Below are 15,663 nucleotides of genomic sequence, written 5' to 3' on the forward strand. Positions count from 1 at the left end.
GGACGAATCGACGGCGTGTTGCTACGTCGAATCCTGGTCGATCGGCGGATTGAGGTAGCAGGCGTCGACGATCGCGAGCGCGCCGACGACCGACGCCGCGAGTACCGCCCCCGTCGTCGACAGGCCCGTCACGTTCGACGCGACCAGTGCAACCGCGAACGCGACCGGAACGACGCCGAGTACGAAGTCGTACCGGTCCACCGCGGCGAGAACGTCGACCAGGACGTCGAACGGATCCCGTTCGGGTCGGCCGATGGTTTTCTCGTACATTCGTTCTCACCTCGGCACCCGTTCGTAGACGAGCGAGTCCTAAAAGCCCTTTGCGGAACGCTCGGACGCCCGTTCGAGATTTCGGCGTTCGCACTCTCTCAGTCCGTTCTGTGATGAGCAGGCGCACGACCCGCGGTGGACGTCCCGTAGGCGGCTCGTTTTATCGCTCCAGAGACCGTCGCTCGCGGCCCGTGTATCGCTTCCAGCGCATCAAGACCGCCTCGAGACGCGACGGTGGAAAACGGAGTCGAACCCGACCGTCTCGGCGCTGTTCGTACGGCCGTCGTATTCGCTCGAGACGTCTCGACGGGCGGCTCGTAACCCCGTCGAAGGCGAACTCACGAGCTGCGATCGTGAGGCTCGTCGACGCTCGACGGACCGATAGATTGGTACCGTCACACCCGCGAATCGATACTAATGCAGCAGACGGGCCACTACGGCGCAGCGCTCGTGGCGTACGCGCCGGTCGGATTCGTCGTTGCGGTCCTTCTCTCACTCGAGTTGGCGGCGATCGGCGGAGTCGTCGCGGTCGTACTTTCGGTTCTCCCCGACGCCGATATGAAGACCGCGCGAATCGCCCACCGCGGCGTGACGCACACGGTCCATTTCGCTGTGCTGGTCGGCGGCATACTCGGTCTGGCCGGGGTGGTCGCAGGTGTACGAACTAACTTCGGCGTCCCGTTCGTACTCGGATCGCTGGGGTTCGTCATCGGAACGACCGCCATCGCGTCGCACATCGTCGTCGATGCGCTTACGCCCATGGGAGTCGACCCGTTTCTCACCGGTAACCGATACTCCCTTTCCGTGACGCCGGCCGCCAATCCGGTCGCAAACTACGCGTTGCTCTGTCTCGGAATCGTCGCGGTCGTCCTCGCAGTCGGACTGGCGAGCGTGGTGGTCGCATAAGATGTTGCGCACTGCTCGGACGGTTGCAAACACGCTGGATTCACCGGGCAATCGCGACGGCCCGACGTCCGCTTCGATCGGGTAACTCATCGGACCATGGACATCAAAAAACGACTGACTCACGGCTTCTTTTACATCTTCACCGGTCGCGTGGGCGCTGGCGTGTTGACGGTACTCACCACTCCACTCGTCGTCCGCGTGCTGGGAAGCGGCGGCTACGGTGATTACGCGTTTGCGATGGCGGTCTACAGCGCGCTACGTACGCTCGCTGGCGGCGGCGTGTACGAAGGTGCGCGAAAGTACATCGCGGAGTATCCGGATCGCGAGGACAAAGCGGCGGTGTTCTCCTTTTATGTCACGATTTCGTTTTTGTCCGGTGCGGCGATCGCGCTTGGACTGGTACTGTTTACGTACGCCGCGATCGGCACCGTACTGCTGGAGTACCGCTTGCGCAACTACCTGTACATCGTCGCCGTGATGGTGTTCTTCCACGCCTTTTACCACCTCGTTCGAAGTTCGTTGATGGGGTTCAAACTGGAGGAGTACTCGGAGACGATGTACGTTCTCAACAGGGTGTTCTTCCCGATCATCGGGCTTCCTCTCGCCGTGATCGGATTCCACGTTTCGGGCGTACTGATCGGACACGCGGCGTCGACGTTTCTGATCGTGGTCATCGGCTACGCGGCCCTGAAACGTCACACGAGCGTTCGCCTCCGCGGAATACGATCGCTCGTCCCGAATCCGGTAGAACTCTTTCACTCCCCCATGTTCCGGTACGGGTTGCTGAACGTCGTGTTCGTGCTACTAACCAAATCGCTCTACATCGCCGATATTCTCTTGTTGCAGCCGTTCGTGGCGAGCGAACGAGTGGGATTTTACAACGCATCGCTCGTCGTTGCGGAATTCCTGTGGTTCGTACCGCTCGCCTTACAGATCGTCCTGCTCCACTCCGCCTCACAATTGTGGGCCGAAGGCCGGACCGCAGAGATAACGGAGATGGCGAGCAACATTACGCGGTACACGTTGTTGCTCACCGGCGGCGTCGGCGTCGTGCTCGCGATCGTCGGTGACTCGTTTTTGCCGATCTACTTCGGCGGCGAGTTCACCGCGTCGTACGTACCGATGCTGTTGCTGTTACCGGGTGTCGTCGGATTCGCAGTCGCTCGTCCGATATACGCGATCGGACAGGGCCACGGGAACATGCGGGTACTGATCTACGGAACCGGGGCCGCTGCGATACTAAACGTGCTTTTGAATCTCGCGTTGATTCCGCGGTACGGCGTCGCCGGGGCGGCGGTCGCGACCAGCATCGGATACGGATCGATGCTGTTGTTCCACGTCTGGGCGGCGAAACGGCTGGGCTTCGATCCGCTCAGAAACGTTCGGCTCGGCCGGGTGATCGTCTCCTGTCTCGGGCCGCTTCCGATTCTCTGGCTGATCGATCGGTTCGTCGAGTCGAACGTGCTCTCGATCGTCGTCGTGACGCTGGTTGGGTTGACGACGCTCTTTTTGCTCGCCTGGACAACGAGAGCGCTCTCCCGGACGGAAGTCACGGAGGTGCTCGAGGCTGTGCCTCGAGTCCGTCAACTGACGTCCCGGTAGAAGGCGACCGTTCTCGTTCCGAGAATATCGGTCGAGGACGAACAGGGTCCTCGTTCCAGTCGTTTAGACGTCTTGAACCGGACCGGAGAGGCTCGCGTGTTGCCACACTTTGTTCATCACGTATCGCTTGAACCGGTTCGATTTGTCCCGGTTTTCCGTCTTGTACGTCCTGATGCGTTCGCGGACGAACTCGGTGGCGAACGGTGGGACGACGATTATCTCGTCCACGTAGATCAGGACGTGGTAGTCCTCGTTGACCTCTTCGACGGCGTGGATGATCTCCTGGATGCCCGGCCAGTCGTCCATGTCGAACGGTTCCCGTCGCGGAGAGGTGAACACTCGGGCGTCGTCGATGAAGACGAAATGGTCGTGGTCGGACAGCGACAACGCTTCCAGTTCCTCCAGCACCGGACACTCCGTGAACTCGGCGTTGGCCGACGTATCACCCGCCGACTCCAACCACTTTCCGCCGCAGTGGGCGTCGAGGTGAAAGACGGCTGAGTCCTCCAGCTCCTGGACGATTTTCGGCAGTTCGTCCTGAGATTTCCCCTTGACGAACTCGATATTGTCGAGGTGTCCCCTCTCGTTCGTCGCCCGCGCGTGCAGTTCGTCGTCCATCTCGATCGTCGTGACCCGATCGAAGTATTCGCTCGCCCACTCGGCCGTCTCTCCGACGTTCGTTCCCGTTTCGATGAAGCGGTCGACGTCGAACTCGTACCGAATGTCCGTTATCAGGCGAGCGGTATCCGTGTGGAAATTGGCTTGCATGAGTGGGTGGTTCGATCTATGCTACAAAAAGATTCTCAAAACCCGACAAATTGGGAAAAACTCGTCTAAATCCTAGTAAAGTAGGTATAAATCGTCGCCTGTTTTGGATATCTCGACAACGGACTGACAGCTCCACCGTCCCTCTGAATCGGATTGGTGACGGGACCGTTCCCACCCGGCACGGACGGTGCGTTAACCGTGCTGGAATCGTCACGTCACGCCGGTAGGAGTAAGTGGAAGACAAAAGTCCACGAGACCCGTGAGTGACTGACATGGTCGTCGTCGCCGTCGTGAGCGGAACGACCAGGCCGGACAGCGTGGTCGTCGAAGCAGCGCGACGGGCGGACGACCTCGAGACGGCCGTTCACGTCCTGTACGTGCAAGGTCTGGGGTGGTACGCGAACCTGGAGGTCGTTTTGAGCGAGCGGCTCGGAGTTCCGACGGGCATCGAAACGGTTCGAAAAACCTGCGAACGGCGGGCGGAACGGATCGCGGAGCCCGTCCTCGAGGAGTACCGGGCGGTGGGCCGCATCGGCCGACCGATCGACGAAATCGTCGAGTACACCCGGAACGTCGACGGCGACTGCGTCGTCATCGACGCCGCGGTGGACTGGGGGGCCGGCTTCGGGAGTCTGTTCTCCGATCCCCTGACGAGATTGCGCGCGGAGAACGTCCTCGTCGTTCCGGTGTACTGACGCGACGTCGGTGGACGGCGAGCGCGACGCCACGGGCACCCGCCACAGCGTTGCGTTCGAACCGCGTTCGACACGCCACTCGAGGCGCTCGCGAGGGTCGACCGGATCGCGCGTCCACTCACCGCTGGTCCGCACCGTCCGCGTCCAACCGCGTCGCTCACTCGGACGCGAACCGTTCGAGAGTGGCCGTTATCCCGACTCCACCGGTGCGTGCGCTCGAGTTTCGGCTGCGAACGCGAGCATGCCAACGGCGGCGACGCAGTCGGGACAGTGCGGTCGGGTGACGGCCGCGTACCGATCGGCGAGTTCCGAACAGGGCTCGCTCGAGAGCCGGATCACCCGATCGGGCGGTACGGGATCGTCGCACCGATCGCAGACGAGTTCGGAACCGTCGGCGCTCCCCGCGTCGGCGGCCCCGTGGCTGGTACTCATCGGGAGCGGCCTCCGAGCCCGTTTCGGGCCAGTCGACGGCGACGGCGCAGACGCCGCGGTCGTCGACTCCGCACCCGCTGGTCGATGGGAGAGCGATTCTCCCGAACCGCCGCGGAGGGGCCGGTGTCCGAAGCCGCGGGCTGTTCGCTGGCGATACCGAGTCGTCGTGCGAGACCTTTTTGTCTCGGTGGCAGTAACGAAAGCATGGCAACCGAACGTAAGCGTTTGGAAGCCACCCGCCTCGGGTGCTCTGACCACCCGGGGCATTTCGATACGCATGCCCCCGCGTCCGGTTCTGGGGCGAGTGCCTTCCATCGTGACGATCGAACTGAGTGATAATATAATTACTGGTGTCGGTTGAAGGAAGGCGGTCAGCGGACGCTGCTCGAGGACCTCGAACGCGCGATCGGTGCGCCCGCGCCTCCACCCGAGCGGGTTCACGGCCCGGTCCGCGTTCGGCGCGCTCGAGTCCGTCCCTAATACGAAAATAAGCGTTCCGCGCACGCGTTCACACGGTATCGGACGTCATTGCCGGTGGGACCGCGGTCAGTCCGCGGTCCCGCCGATAAATCGGCACGATGGACCGTCTCATACGGTTTACTGTAAGTCAGTACCGGCGCACCCGCCGCCCGGTTCGCAGGTGCGCCGGTACATCGGTACAGCAATCCGTCTCAGTCGTCCGCCGGTGCGGCCTCCTGTTGTTGGATGTAGTCGACGATTTCGTCCGTTTCGGCGACGAACTCGTCGTGGTCGACCTCGTTTCCGTGCAGTATCGTCGAGAAGTACCGCGTGTTGCTCGCGACGTTGATCGTCTCCTCGAGTTCCGCGTCGGACGCGTCGGCCAGCCGCGCTTCTTGCTTGTGGAAGTAGGTGCAGTAGGGACAGCCGATCGCAGCGGCGACGCCGAGTCCGACGAGCCCTTTCTCCCGCTGGGACAGTTCGGTCTCTCCGAGGACGAGATCTCGAAAGAGCCCCCAGCTGTGGTCGCTCGCCGGCTCCGCGATGGTCTCCATCCAGCTCGGTACCTGTCCGAGATACTCCTCGATCTCCTGGTGTGCTTGCTCTGATGTCATGCTTCTCTCCCCCGTTCTTCGTGGAGAACGGTACGTGGCGCTCAATATTGTTCAATGATACCAAGCACCATTCGACCTACTTCGATCCACCACTTATTTCTTTTTCACGAACGGCTTTCGTAACTATCCCGCAGTGTCCGCCGGACGATCCAGTTGATCGGGCGAGGACACTCGCCGTTCGGTTCGCACGCGGTGTAATTTTCGCGTTTCCATTGCGCGTCCCCGCTCGCACCTGCGCCGTCGCTTCGCTCACCGTTCGCCCGCGATTTCCGACTCGAGTCGATCCGCGAACTCGCGGACGAACCGCGTCCGCTCGTGTGCGAGTTCCCGGCCGGGATCGGTGTACATCCGCTCGGGGAGGGCGAGGATCTTCTCGTGGAGGTGTTCGTACCCGGTCTGTTCGGCCGGCGACTCGTCCGCAGCCGGCGAAACCGACGGATCGTGGATCGCGTTCCCGTTCTCGCCTCCGTAGGAGAACACCCGAGCGACTCCAACCGCGCCGAGCGCGTCGAGGTTGTCCGCGTCGCTGAGGAGCTTTGCCTCGAGCGTCTTCGGCTCGACGTCGTTCGAGTACCGGTGGGATCGAACGCAGTGTCGGACGCGCTCGATGGTCTCCGCCTCCGCACCGACGTCCGCGAGGATGCGTTCCGCCTCGAGCGCGCCCCAGTGGGCGTGGTCGTCGATCTCGCCGCGGTCCTCGCGCGCCCGTCCGACGTCGTGGAGGAAGACGGCGAGCGTCACGACGCGCTCGTCCGCCGATTCGGGATTGCGCTCGAGGAGCGTCTCCGAAAGCGCTTCGACCCGCTCGACGTGGTTCCAGTCGTGGGCGGGCGAGGCGTCGGCGAAGTACGGCCGGGCGCGGCTGCGAACCGTCTCGAGCATGATTGCCGCGTTCTCTCGATGAAAGAATAAGCACACCGCTTCGCCTCCCGTCTCGAGGCACGCTCCGACCGGCAGGTGGCTACGGACGAACGACGTCCGCCGGCAGTTCGAACGCCTGTGGATGGCACAGCGCCGCGAGGCGCTCGACGGCGTCGACCAGCCGCGGCGTCCACCGGGTCAGGTAGGCGCTGCCGTCGAGGACGAACACCCGGTCGTCGCGGACCGCCGCGATCTCGTCCCAGCCGGGGCGATCCGACAGTTCGTGAAACTGCTCGAGCGTCCGATCGGCGTCGAACCCGCAGGGAGCGACGACCAGCACCTCGGGGTCGTACTCGAGGAACGCGTCCCACTCGAGGGGCCGGGACCGCTCGCCGGGCTCGCCGATGCCGTACTCCCCGCCGGCCGCGTCGACGACGTCCGGCACCCAGCTTCCGGCGGGTCGAATCGGGTCCATCCACTCGAGAACCGCCGTCCGCGGGCGGGGCTCGTCGGGAACGCGCTCCTCGACGGCGGCGATCCGCTCGCGGAGGTCGTCGACCAGCGCCGCGGCTCGCTCTTCGGTCCCGGTCGCTCGCCCGACGTCCTCGACGCACTCGAGGACGTCCGCGAGACGATTCGCCTGCAGGGCGAGCACGTCGGGATCGGCTTCGAGGTCCGCGAGCGTCTCCTCGACGAGTACGTCGTCGACCGCACAGACGCCACAGACGCCCTGCGTGACGATCAGGTCCGGCTCGAGGGCGTCGATTCTCGCGCCGTCCATCCGGTAGAGGTGACCGTTGGCCGTCGCGGCGCGAACCTGTTCGTGTCGATCGGCGCTTGCGGTCGCGTCGACCTTCGAGACGTCGATCGCCGGTAACTCCGCAGCCGCCGGCGGGTGGTCGCAGGCGTGTGAAACCGCGACCGGTTCCACGCCGAGTTCGTACAGGATCTCCGTCGACGACGGCGAGGTGGAGACGACGTTCATACCGGAACGTGTTTACCGACGAGTATGACGGTACCGACTCGAGCCGACCACGGCGAGCGCCGCGACGATCGCGACGAGGGCGGCCGCGACGCCGAAGCCGGGCTGGTCGTCGGCGTCGTCGGTTCCGTCGGTGCCGGACGGATCGTCGGCTCCGTCGTCGGCCGTGGCTCCATCTGCGTCGTCGCTCACCTCCGCCGTCTCGTCCGCATCGTCGTCCACTGCGTCGGCGGTTGCGGCGGCGTACGCCTCGGGGTGGAACGTCTCGGCGAACTCCGTGATGGCGTGGATCACCCGCGGTCCGGGTCGGTTCAGGTGGTTGACTTCGACCACGAGCACCTGATCGTTCTCGACGGCGGTCGTGGACTCGTAGGCTGCACCGTCGGGAACGTCGGGCGAGTTCGTGTTGAGGACGATCCACTCCGGATCGGCGTCGACGACGGTCTCCTCGCTGAGTTGCTGGTACTCCTCGACGCCGGCTTCGGCCGCGACGTTCGTTCCCCCGCCCGCTTCGATGAGGTCGTGGACGAACGTCTCCGAGCCGGCGGTGAACCCGAAGAACGTGTACAGCACGTCGGGTCGCTCTTCGCCCTCTAGCGCGTCTTCGACGATCGCGAGTTCCTCGTCCATCCAGTCGACGGTCTCCTGGGCTCCGTCGCACTCGCCGACGAGCGAGCCGACGAGCAGCGTTCGATCGCGGACCTCGTCGATCGACTCCGCAGACTGGAAGTAAAAGACGGTCACGCCGGCTTCCCGAAGCGTCTCGACCGTCTCCTCGGAGACGAAGTTCGAACTCGGCGCGAGCACGAGGTCCGGATCGAGGTCGACGACGATCTCCGGCTCGATCGTCTCGGCGTCGGTCGAGATGTTCGTCCGCTCCTCGGCTCCCTCGAGGTTCTCTGCGTGTTTGGTCGTGCCGATCACGTTCTCCTCGGCACCGATCTCCCACATCGTCTGGGCGGCGCTCGGATTCAGCGTAACGACCGTCTCGGGTTCTTCCTCGAGCGTGATCTCGGCTCCCGTGTCGTCGGTCTCGGTGATCGGGAACGAACACTCCGCCGACGCGTCGGCCGTGACGCTCGAGTGCAGCGACGCTCCGCCAGCGTCGGCGACGGCAGCGACCGGACTCACCGCGACGGCCGCGACGAGCAACGCGACGAAACAGATCCGTGCTGTAGACATACCAGTACCGTGGCCAGCACCACAATAAATACGTGACTATTGCAACTCGAGTTGTGAAACTCCGATGGGACGGTGGCACTCGAGATCGGCGTGGCTCGGGCCCGTTCCGTGACACCCGCGGCGCTCACTCACCGCTCGCGAAAAATCTGGACCAAAAACGTCCCGTCCCTGCTCGCCGTCTCTACGCGAACAGCTGGCGGGCGTCCTCGAGGGCGTCGACCAGCTTGTCGACCTCCTCTCGCGTGTCGCGAGACCACCTTTTTCGCTCGCGTTCGTTCGCGGCGCTCACTCACCGCTCGCGAAAAATCTGGACCAAAAACGTCCCGTCCCTGCCCGCCGTCTCTACGCGAACAGCTGGCGGGCGTCCTCGAGGGCGTCGACCAGCTTGTCGACCTCCTCTCGCGTGTTGTAGACGTAAAACGACGCTCGAGTCGACGCGGGAACGCCGAGTCTGTCGTGAAGCGGCTGCGTACAGTGGTCGCCGGCGCGGACGGCGATCGTGTGATCGTTCATGATCGAGGTGAGGTCGTGGGCGTGGACGCCCTCGAGGTTGAAGCTGACGAGGCCGCCGCGGTCGGGGCCGGGTTCGGGACCGTAGATTTCGACGTCCTCCTCGGCTTCGAGCCGTTCGTAGGCGTAGCGGGCGATCTCCTCCTCGTGAGCCTGGATGCGCTCCATGCCGATCTCCTCGAGCCAGTCGACCGCCGCGTGCAATCCGACGGCTTCCGCGATCGGGGGCGTACCCGGCTCGAACTTCCAGGGCAGGTCGCCCCACGTCGACTCTTCGAAGGTGACCTTGCGGATCATGCCGCCGCCGTAGAGAAACGGCTCCATCTCCTCGAGCAGCTCGCGCTTGCCGTAGAGGACGCCGATTCCGGTCGGGCCGGCCATCTTGTGGCCCGAGAAGGCGTAGAAGTCGGCGTCGATCTCCGCGACGTCGACCGGCCGGTTCGGGACGGCCTGTGCGCCGTCGACGAACGCGAGCGCGTCGTGCTCGTGGGCCAGTTCCGCGAGCTCCGCGACGGGGTTGACCGTTCCCAGCGTGTTCGAGACGTGGACCGCCGAGACGATCGCGGCGTCGTCGTCGATCAGCTCGCGGGCGTGGTCCAGGTCGAGTCGCCCGTCGTCGTCGACCCGGACGTACTCCACGTCGGCTCCCGTGCGTTCGCCGATCTGTTGCCAGGTGACCAGCGAGGCGTGGTGTTCCATCTCGGTGAGGACGATCTTCTCGCCCGGATCGAGTTCGTTCAGTCCCCACGCGTAGGCGACGAGGTTCTCGCTTTCTGTCGTGTTCTTGGTGAAGACGATCTCCTCGCGGCCGTCCGCGCCGATGAACTCCGCGACGCGATCGTGGGCCTCCTCGTAGGCGATCGACGCCTCCTGGCTCAGGTGGTGGATGCCGCGGTGGATGTTCGCGTTCGACTCGCGGTAGTAGTCGCTCATCGCGTCGACGACCGCGTCCGGCGTCTGCGTCGTCGCCGCGTTGTCGAGGTAGACGACCTGCTGGCCGTCGAACTCCCGCTGGAGGACGGGAAACTCCTCGCGAATCGCCCCGACGTCGAGGGGCTCGAGATTCCGTTGGCTCATTGGCGACTAGCAGGTGCCCCAGACAAAACACTCCTTCGGTCCGGCGGCGACGGCGTCGCTACGGCGGCGCGAGTCGAGATCGAATAGCCGTTCCGACGGGTGCGACGAGGCGTCCCCGTGGCTGCTCGAAGAGCTGTCCGGAGGTTCGTCCGTCGCGGACCACCGGGGCCGCGACTGGCGGCTTGCCGGATCGCCGAACCGTCACACCGACCGCCGTCAGTCGTTTTCGGAACGACCGCGAGGCCGTCCGACGGTCGCTCCGAGACACTGGTGCAGTGGGCCGTCTCAGAAGTTTCGCGCGAGGACGCTTCCGTCCGGAATATCCAGATCGATCGGCTTCGTTCCGCCGGCGTTGACGGTCGACTCGCCCGAGCAGGCGGCGATGCCGACGATCGCGTCCATCTCGGCCTCGAAGACCACCGTATCACCCGGCTCCGATTCGGGTTCGGCGATTCGCACCTCGTAGTCGTCGATCTCCGATTTCATGAAGACGTTGAGCGTCTCCTGGATCTCCGCTTCCGAGATTCCCTCCCCCTCCAGCACTTCGGCGAGGTTCTCCCGACAGCCGCCTTCCCCGGTCTGTCCGTAGTAATCCCCCACGACCCAGTGATTACACGGCGCGTACAGCAGGTCGTGAACTCCGCAATCGTCGTCGACGAACGTGAGGATGGGCTCGCCCTCGGTGGTATACAGTCGGTCGCCAGTGGTCGGTCGCAGTTTGTTCTCGCGCCGATACGTGTACTTCGGCGAGAACCGCTCGGTGGTGTCCGATCGATCGAACGCGACCAGATCTGCCACCTGGCTTCCCTTCGGGTCGATCACTTCGAACCGCTCGCCGCGGTCGACCTCGAACGCGATTCCGTGTTTCTCTGGCACTCGTTCGCGCACCATGGTACGTTGCTAACGCAACTCACAGTGAAATAACTGCGGTCACCGGAAATTCGTCCGAGCGCAAAGCGCTCCGCGTGAGACTGTCGTCGTTGTCGAGAGACGACGCTACCGCGAGCTACTGCGGGACCTCGAGAATGCGCGCGTCGCAGTCCTCGCAGGTGATCGCGTACACGTCGCGGGAGCGACAGCAAGATTCGACGGTCTCTTCGTCCAGCGAGATGTCGCCGTCGCAGGTCGGACACCGGTCGACGAACGTCCGAAGGCCGTTCGTTAGCTGGCTGCGAGTTTCGATCGGCAATCGGTCCCAGTCGGGAAGTCGCTCTTCGAGCACCGCTGCGCCGGCGAGGTCGGCGACGAGCGCCGCGTCGGACTCCCAGCGGGCGGCGAGTCTCCCGTCGATGCGGGCTCTGACCCCCTCGCCGCGGCTCGGGTTCTCGACCGAGACCAGTTCGGGATCGGTCTCGAGAAACGCACCCACTTGGGCGTCCCGGTCGCCGTCGCGAAGCGTCTCGATCTCGTCTCGCCACGCACGTTCGACCGCCCGGGTGAGACAGAGGTCGTCGTCGGGAAGGTCCGCGTCGGGCGCGGGGAGATCACGACAGGGAACGACGACCTCGTGGGCGAGAAACGTCGACTCGGGATCGAGCGGATCGACCGTGGCTTCGTCGGTCGCCCCCGCCGGCCGTCCGTCGGCGCGTGCACCCTCCGTTTTCGTCGCGGCGTCCCCCTCGAGGGCACCGCCGCCCGGCGCTGGCTGTTTGTCGAACTTCGCGAGCAGCCGGTCGGGAAAGTACCGCTTGGTCAGCGTCGGCGTCCCGGGAACCAGGTAGCCGCGGAAGTAGATGGCCGCGAGCGAGACGGCGAGTACGGGCGGCGCGGCGAGCGGTGCGACGACGGCGACCGCGCCGGCCAGCGCTACCGCGATAACGAAATTAACCGCCGTACACGGGATGCAGCGGTTCTCACCCGTGTACTCGGGCTGTCGAAGCCGCTCGAGGACCGATCGCTGTTCCGAACCCATATTTGATACGTTACTGCCCCGGAATAAAAACGTTCTCCCGGAGGAGGTCGGTCGCGTTCGCCGGGGTCAGTGCATGCGCAACAGCTGGGCGTGGTGGGTTCCGTCGACCTCGAGGACGTTCGCCTCGTCGACGAACCCCTCTTCGATCGCGAGTTCGACGGCTCGCGTTCCGACGATGTTCGCGACGGTCGCCCGCGCCAGGCTGTCGATCACGGCGCTTTCGTCGACCTCGTCGCCGCCGTAGAACTCCTCGGTGACGGTTAACGAGAGCTCACCCTCCTCGAACGTCCGCCCGAGAACGTCGTCGTCGCAGACCGCCACGAGCAGCCCCTCCGGCGTCTCCCGTTCGTTTACGATCATCGTCACTCGAGTTGCCACTCGCGGTCGCGGTCGGCCTCGCGGACGGGATCGGTCACGTCGACGTCTGGCTCACGCGGTCCGTCTCGCTCTCGCTCGGGCGTCCGCCCCTGTCCTTCCATTCGGTCCTGCATCAGTTCCTGTTCGGCACGTTCGCGCAGTTCGTTCGCCTCCTCGGCGATCTCTTCGGCCTCGTCGTACTCGCCGAGCGCCTCCAGGATCTGGGCTTTCTCCTCGAGCACCTTCGCGTTGCGCATGCCCAGCCGAATCGCGTTGTCGATACACTGCAACGCCTCTTCGGCCAGACCGCGCTCGGAGAGGAAAAACGCCCGGTTGAACCAGCCTTCGGCGAACCGCTCGTCGATCTCGACGGCCCGCTCGGCGTGCTCGAGCGCCTGGGCGGTCTCGCCGAACTCCCACAGCGCGTACGCGAGGTTGGTCTCGGCCGTGGCGGCGTGCTCGCTCTCGTCGTCGATCGACAGCGCCTCGCGGTGTGCGCCGACGGCTTCGTCCCACTCCTCGAGTTCGGCGTGGGCGACGCCCTTGTTGATCCACGCCTCCTGTGCGAGTCGTTCGTCGCCGGCGAAGCGTGCGGCTCGTTCGAACGCTTCGGTCGCTTGCTCGTACCGGTTGATCCCCACGTAGTTCAATCCGACGTCGAGCAGCTCCTCGGCGTCGACGTCGTCGTTCGCGACGTGCTGGTCGTCGAGCGTGTCGGTGACGACCCGCGAGTCGACGGGATCGACTTTCGACGGATCGACGGCCAGCTCCGGCGGATCCAGATCGAACTCGTCGTAGGACTCGTCGAACCCTTCCCCGTCGGAGAAGCGGTGGTCGCGGTCGTCCTCTCGGTCGGTCATTACTGGAACCTCGAGTCGACGACTGTTAAGGCCTGCGGCGTCGTCCGGCCGGTTTCCGGTGGCGACGACCGGGACGACCGCCCGGTCGAGACCCGTCAGTCTCCTCGGCCGATCCCGAGGAGCGATCGCAACGTTCGCGTCCGAACGCCACACCGCCCGGCGTACTCGCAGCCGTCGCACTTGGACCGATTGTGAATTCGCGAGGGAGGTCCGTCGACGTTTCGCACCGTTCGGAGCGCACGCCGGTACCGCGCCTTCCGTCGCGTCGTGAGGTCGATCGACCGGATCACGCCGTAGGCGGGGTACTCGAGCCAGGCCCGTTCGATCGCCGTCTCCTCCTCGTAGCCGAGCGCCTTCGCGGCGGCGACGGCGTGGACGGACTGGGACTCCCAGACGCCGCGTTCGGGCGGCTCACCGGTCGAGAGGAGAACCGGCTCGAGCGGCTCGGCGAGCACCTTGTGGACGACGCCGCGGCAGTCTCGGCCCGTCGCGAGAACGTCTCGGTCGCGCGGATCGCGCAGCCGCTGCCACTCGCCCGCCTCGACGAGCCGGTCTCTGGTCCCGGTCAGCGTCTCGCGGTAGTGCACCGACGGGACGGCGATCGGTTCGTTCGTGAGCGCACCCGGGGACGCCTCGAGCAGATCTTCGTAGCGGCGCTCGAGTCCGCGAACCGCCTCGACCCGCGGCGGCGGCTCACGGTCGCCATCCCCGGCACGCCGGTAGTACAGCTTCCGCGGACAGTACGCGGCGGTTCGGAGATCGCTGAACGTGACGTATTCGTCCGACACGCACCGATTGGCCGCTCCTTCGTATATAATGGCTCGTCCGGACCGACGGTGGTGGTCGATTGCTCGAGCAGATGTACCGAGCGCTCGCGACGCTCGGTCTCTTTCATCGAAGTTTTTGGCTGGGGTTCGACTGAGCGCAGCGAAGGAGGATCCAGCCAAAAAGTTCGTCGTTAGAAGTCGACGTCGGTCTCCATTCCTTCCGTGGCGTCCTCGAGGCCGTCCTCGCGGACGTCGGTCGTCATGCGGACGGAGAGTTCGGCGTCGGCGAGGATGCTGTCGAACTCGTCGCGGTAGCGGTCGTTCGCCGCGCGCGATTCGTCCTCGACCGCGGCGACGCGTCGGTAGCGCCGAATTCGATCCTCGTCGACGCCGTACTCCTCGGCCAGTGCGGCGTCGTCCTCGTCGCGTTCGCGGATCGCGACCAGGTCCACCTCGTCCGCGTCGTCCTCGCCGACGAGGTGCAACGACATTCGCGCCTCGAACACCGCCGTCGACCCCACCCCCACCCGATCGGCGATCTGTTCGTCGGACTCTCCGTCGTAAAAGCCCGTCGCGACCTCCACGAGTTCGTCGTCCGACAGCGCCGTCTCGAACTCGTAGCGATCGCGCATCTGCGCGACGACGTTTCGAACCCGCTCTTCGTCGGTTCGCTCGTCCTTCTCGAGCGATCCCCGCGTGTTCTCTTGCGATTCGGTGACGGTCGCTTCACCGTCGGTGACGTCAGTGAAGATGTTCCTGAGCTCTTCGGTTTTTTCGTTCATGGGTGGACACTCCCGACGGGTGGCTATTTAAGCCTGTTGCCAGATAGCGTCGAGCGCAATCGATAATGGACGACTATTATGAACTTTACCACTAAGGAAAAATTTTCGCAAGACGGCACTGACCCCTCCTCCGGACGGCGTGACAAGAATTAAGTCACACCCCCGCCCCTGGTTCTACAATGACAGTCGTAGCACAGACGGAGGTGACGAGGGAGACGTACTGGGGAATCAGCGCCACGGAGTACGCGATGTTCTACCTTCTCGCGGCGATCACCATCTTCGTCTTCCTCTACGGCGTTTACCGACGCTTCGATCGGTACGCCGGCGGCGACGACGACCCGTTCGCACGTCTCGACGACCTCTCGACCCGCGTCGTCGAGGCGGCTCGAATCGCGCTCTCGAACGAGAAGAACTTCAACCGCGATCTCTACGGCGGCCTGATGCACTCGTTTATTCTCTGGGGCTTTCTGACGCTGCTGATCGCGACGCTGATCATCGGTTTCGAGCAGTACGCCACGGAGATGCTGTTCGACGTGGCCTTCTGGCACGGCGACTTCTACCTCGCCTACCAGTTCATCGTCGACGCGATGGGTCTGTTGTTCGTCGTCGGGATCGGCATGGCGATCT

At 64.6% G+C, this 15,663-nt stretch carries 17 protein-coding genes and 1 pseudogene; 4 read left to right on the top strand and 14 right to left on the bottom strand.

Annotated elements, in window-relative coordinates; all coding sequences use genetic code 11:
• Nucleotides 1-21 precede the first annotated feature (21 nt).
• A complete protein-coding gene (locus EA472_RS09905) occupies nt 22-270 on the bottom strand; it encodes a hypothetical protein (RefSeq protein WP_124191342.1) in 249 nt (82 codons plus the stop codon).
• A gap of 417 nt (nt 271-687) precedes the next feature.
• Here EA472_RS09905 and EA472_RS09910 point away from each other — a divergent pair, with 417 nt between their 5' ends.
• Nucleotides 688-1,176, top strand: a complete 489-nt coding sequence (locus tag EA472_RS09910) for a metal-dependent hydrolase (protein WP_124191343.1) — start codon at nt 688-690, stop codon at nt 1,174-1,176.
• A gap of 96 nt (nt 1,177-1,272) precedes the next feature.
• Complete coding sequence (locus EA472_RS09915; protein WP_124191344.1) at nt 1,273-2,778, top strand: flippase; 1,506 nt, start codon at nt 1,273-1,275, stop codon at nt 2,776-2,778.
• A 63-nt stretch (nt 2,779-2,841) separates the two neighbouring features.
• Here the strand turns inward: EA472_RS09915 and EA472_RS09920 are convergent, their stop codons facing one another.
• On the bottom strand, nt 2,842-3,546 hold the full coding sequence (locus EA472_RS09920; protein WP_124191345.1) for a hypothetical protein: 705 nt from the start codon (nt 3,544-3,546) through the stop codon (nt 2,842-2,844).
• Nucleotides 3,547-3,818: 272 nt separating this feature from the next.
• Between EA472_RS09920 and EA472_RS09925 the strand changes: the two genes are divergently transcribed.
• A complete protein-coding gene (locus tag EA472_RS09925) occupies nt 3,819-4,241 on the top strand; it encodes a Usp family protein (protein ID WP_243637821.1) in 423 nt (140 codons plus the stop codon).
• Nucleotides 4,242-4,430: 189 nt separating this feature from the next.
• On the opposite strand, the gene EA472_RS09930 is transcribed toward EA472_RS09925, so the two are convergent.
• The 12 genes from EA472_RS09930 to EA472_RS09985 form a co-directional block, all read right to left on the bottom strand.
• Entirely contained in the window at nt 4,431-4,673 is a 243-nt protein-coding gene (locus EA472_RS09930; RefSeq protein ID WP_124191347.1) for a hypothetical protein, read from the bottom strand.
• A gap of 671 nt (nt 4,674-5,344) precedes the next feature.
• Nucleotides 5,345-5,746 carry a carboxymuconolactone decarboxylase family protein gene (locus EA472_RS09935; RefSeq protein WP_124191348.1) on the bottom strand — a complete coding sequence of 134 codons (402 nt, stop codon included), beginning with the start codon at nt 5,744-5,746 and terminating at the stop codon, nt 5,345-5,347.
• 249 nt (nt 5,747-5,995) lie between these two features.
• The gene (locus EA472_RS09940; RefSeq protein ID WP_124191349.1) at nt 5,996-6,628 is read right to left on the bottom strand and encodes an HD domain-containing protein; all 633 of its coding nucleotides are present in this window, start codon (nt 6,626-6,628) and stop codon (nt 5,996-5,998) included.
• 79 nt (nt 6,629-6,707) lie between these two features.
• Nucleotides 6,708-7,592, bottom strand: coding sequence for an ABC transporter substrate-binding protein (locus EA472_RS09945; RefSeq protein WP_124191350.1), 885 nt, complete (start codon nt 7,590-7,592; stop codon nt 6,708-6,710).
• Between the two features lie 12 nt (nt 7,593-7,604).
• Nucleotides 7,605-8,771, bottom strand: a complete 1,167-nt coding sequence (locus EA472_RS09950) for a PGF-CTERM-anchored ABC transporter substrate-binding protein (protein WP_124191351.1) — start codon at nt 8,769-8,771, stop codon at nt 7,605-7,607.
• A gap of 342 nt (nt 8,772-9,113) precedes the next feature.
• Entirely contained in the window at nt 9,114-10,358 is a 1,245-nt protein-coding gene (locus tag EA472_RS09955) for an aminotransferase class V-fold PLP-dependent enzyme (protein ID WP_124191352.1), read from the bottom strand.
• Nucleotides 10,359-10,643: 285 nt separating this feature from the next.
• The gene (locus tag EA472_RS09960; protein WP_124191353.1) at nt 10,644-11,249 is read right to left on the bottom strand and encodes a DUF1989 domain-containing protein; all 606 of its coding nucleotides are present in this window, start codon (nt 11,247-11,249) and stop codon (nt 10,644-10,646) included.
• A 115-nt stretch (nt 11,250-11,364) separates the two neighbouring features.
• The gene (locus EA472_RS09965; RefSeq protein ID WP_124191354.1) at nt 11,365-12,270 is read right to left on the bottom strand and encodes a hypothetical protein; all 906 of its coding nucleotides are present in this window, start codon (nt 12,268-12,270) and stop codon (nt 11,365-11,367) included.
• A 66-nt stretch (nt 12,271-12,336) separates the two neighbouring features.
• Entirely contained in the window at nt 12,337-12,630 is a 294-nt protein-coding gene (locus EA472_RS09970) for a DUF424 domain-containing protein (protein ID WP_124191355.1), read from the bottom strand.
• A gap of 2 nt (nt 12,631-12,632) precedes the next feature.
• Entirely contained in the window at nt 12,633-13,487 is an 855-nt protein-coding gene (locus EA472_RS09975) for a tetratricopeptide repeat protein (RefSeq protein ID WP_124191356.1), read from the bottom strand.
• 95 nt (nt 13,488-13,582) lie between these two features.
• On the bottom strand, nt 13,583-14,275 hold the full coding sequence (locus tag EA472_RS09980) for a CRISPR-associated protein Cas4 (RefSeq protein ID WP_124191357.1): 693 nt from the start codon (nt 14,273-14,275) through the stop codon (nt 13,583-13,585).
• 170 nt (nt 14,276-14,445) lie between these two features.
• On the bottom strand, nt 14,446-15,036 hold the full coding sequence (locus EA472_RS09985) for a conditioned medium-induced protein 4 (protein WP_124191358.1): 591 nt from the start codon (nt 15,034-15,036) through the stop codon (nt 14,446-14,448).
• A 179-nt stretch (nt 15,037-15,215) separates the two neighbouring features.
• On the opposite strand from EA472_RS09985, the pseudogene EA472_RS09990 reads away from it, so the two are divergent.
• Nucleotides 15,216-15,663 (top strand): annotated as a pseudogene (locus tag EA472_RS09990) (Fe-S oxidoreductase); the annotation flags it as partial.

It is taken from the genome of Natrarchaeobius oligotrophus, from assembly GCF_003841465.1.
Lineage (GTDB): Archaea > Halobacteriota > Halobacteria > Halobacteriales > Natrialbaceae > Natrarchaeobius > Natrarchaeobius oligotrophus.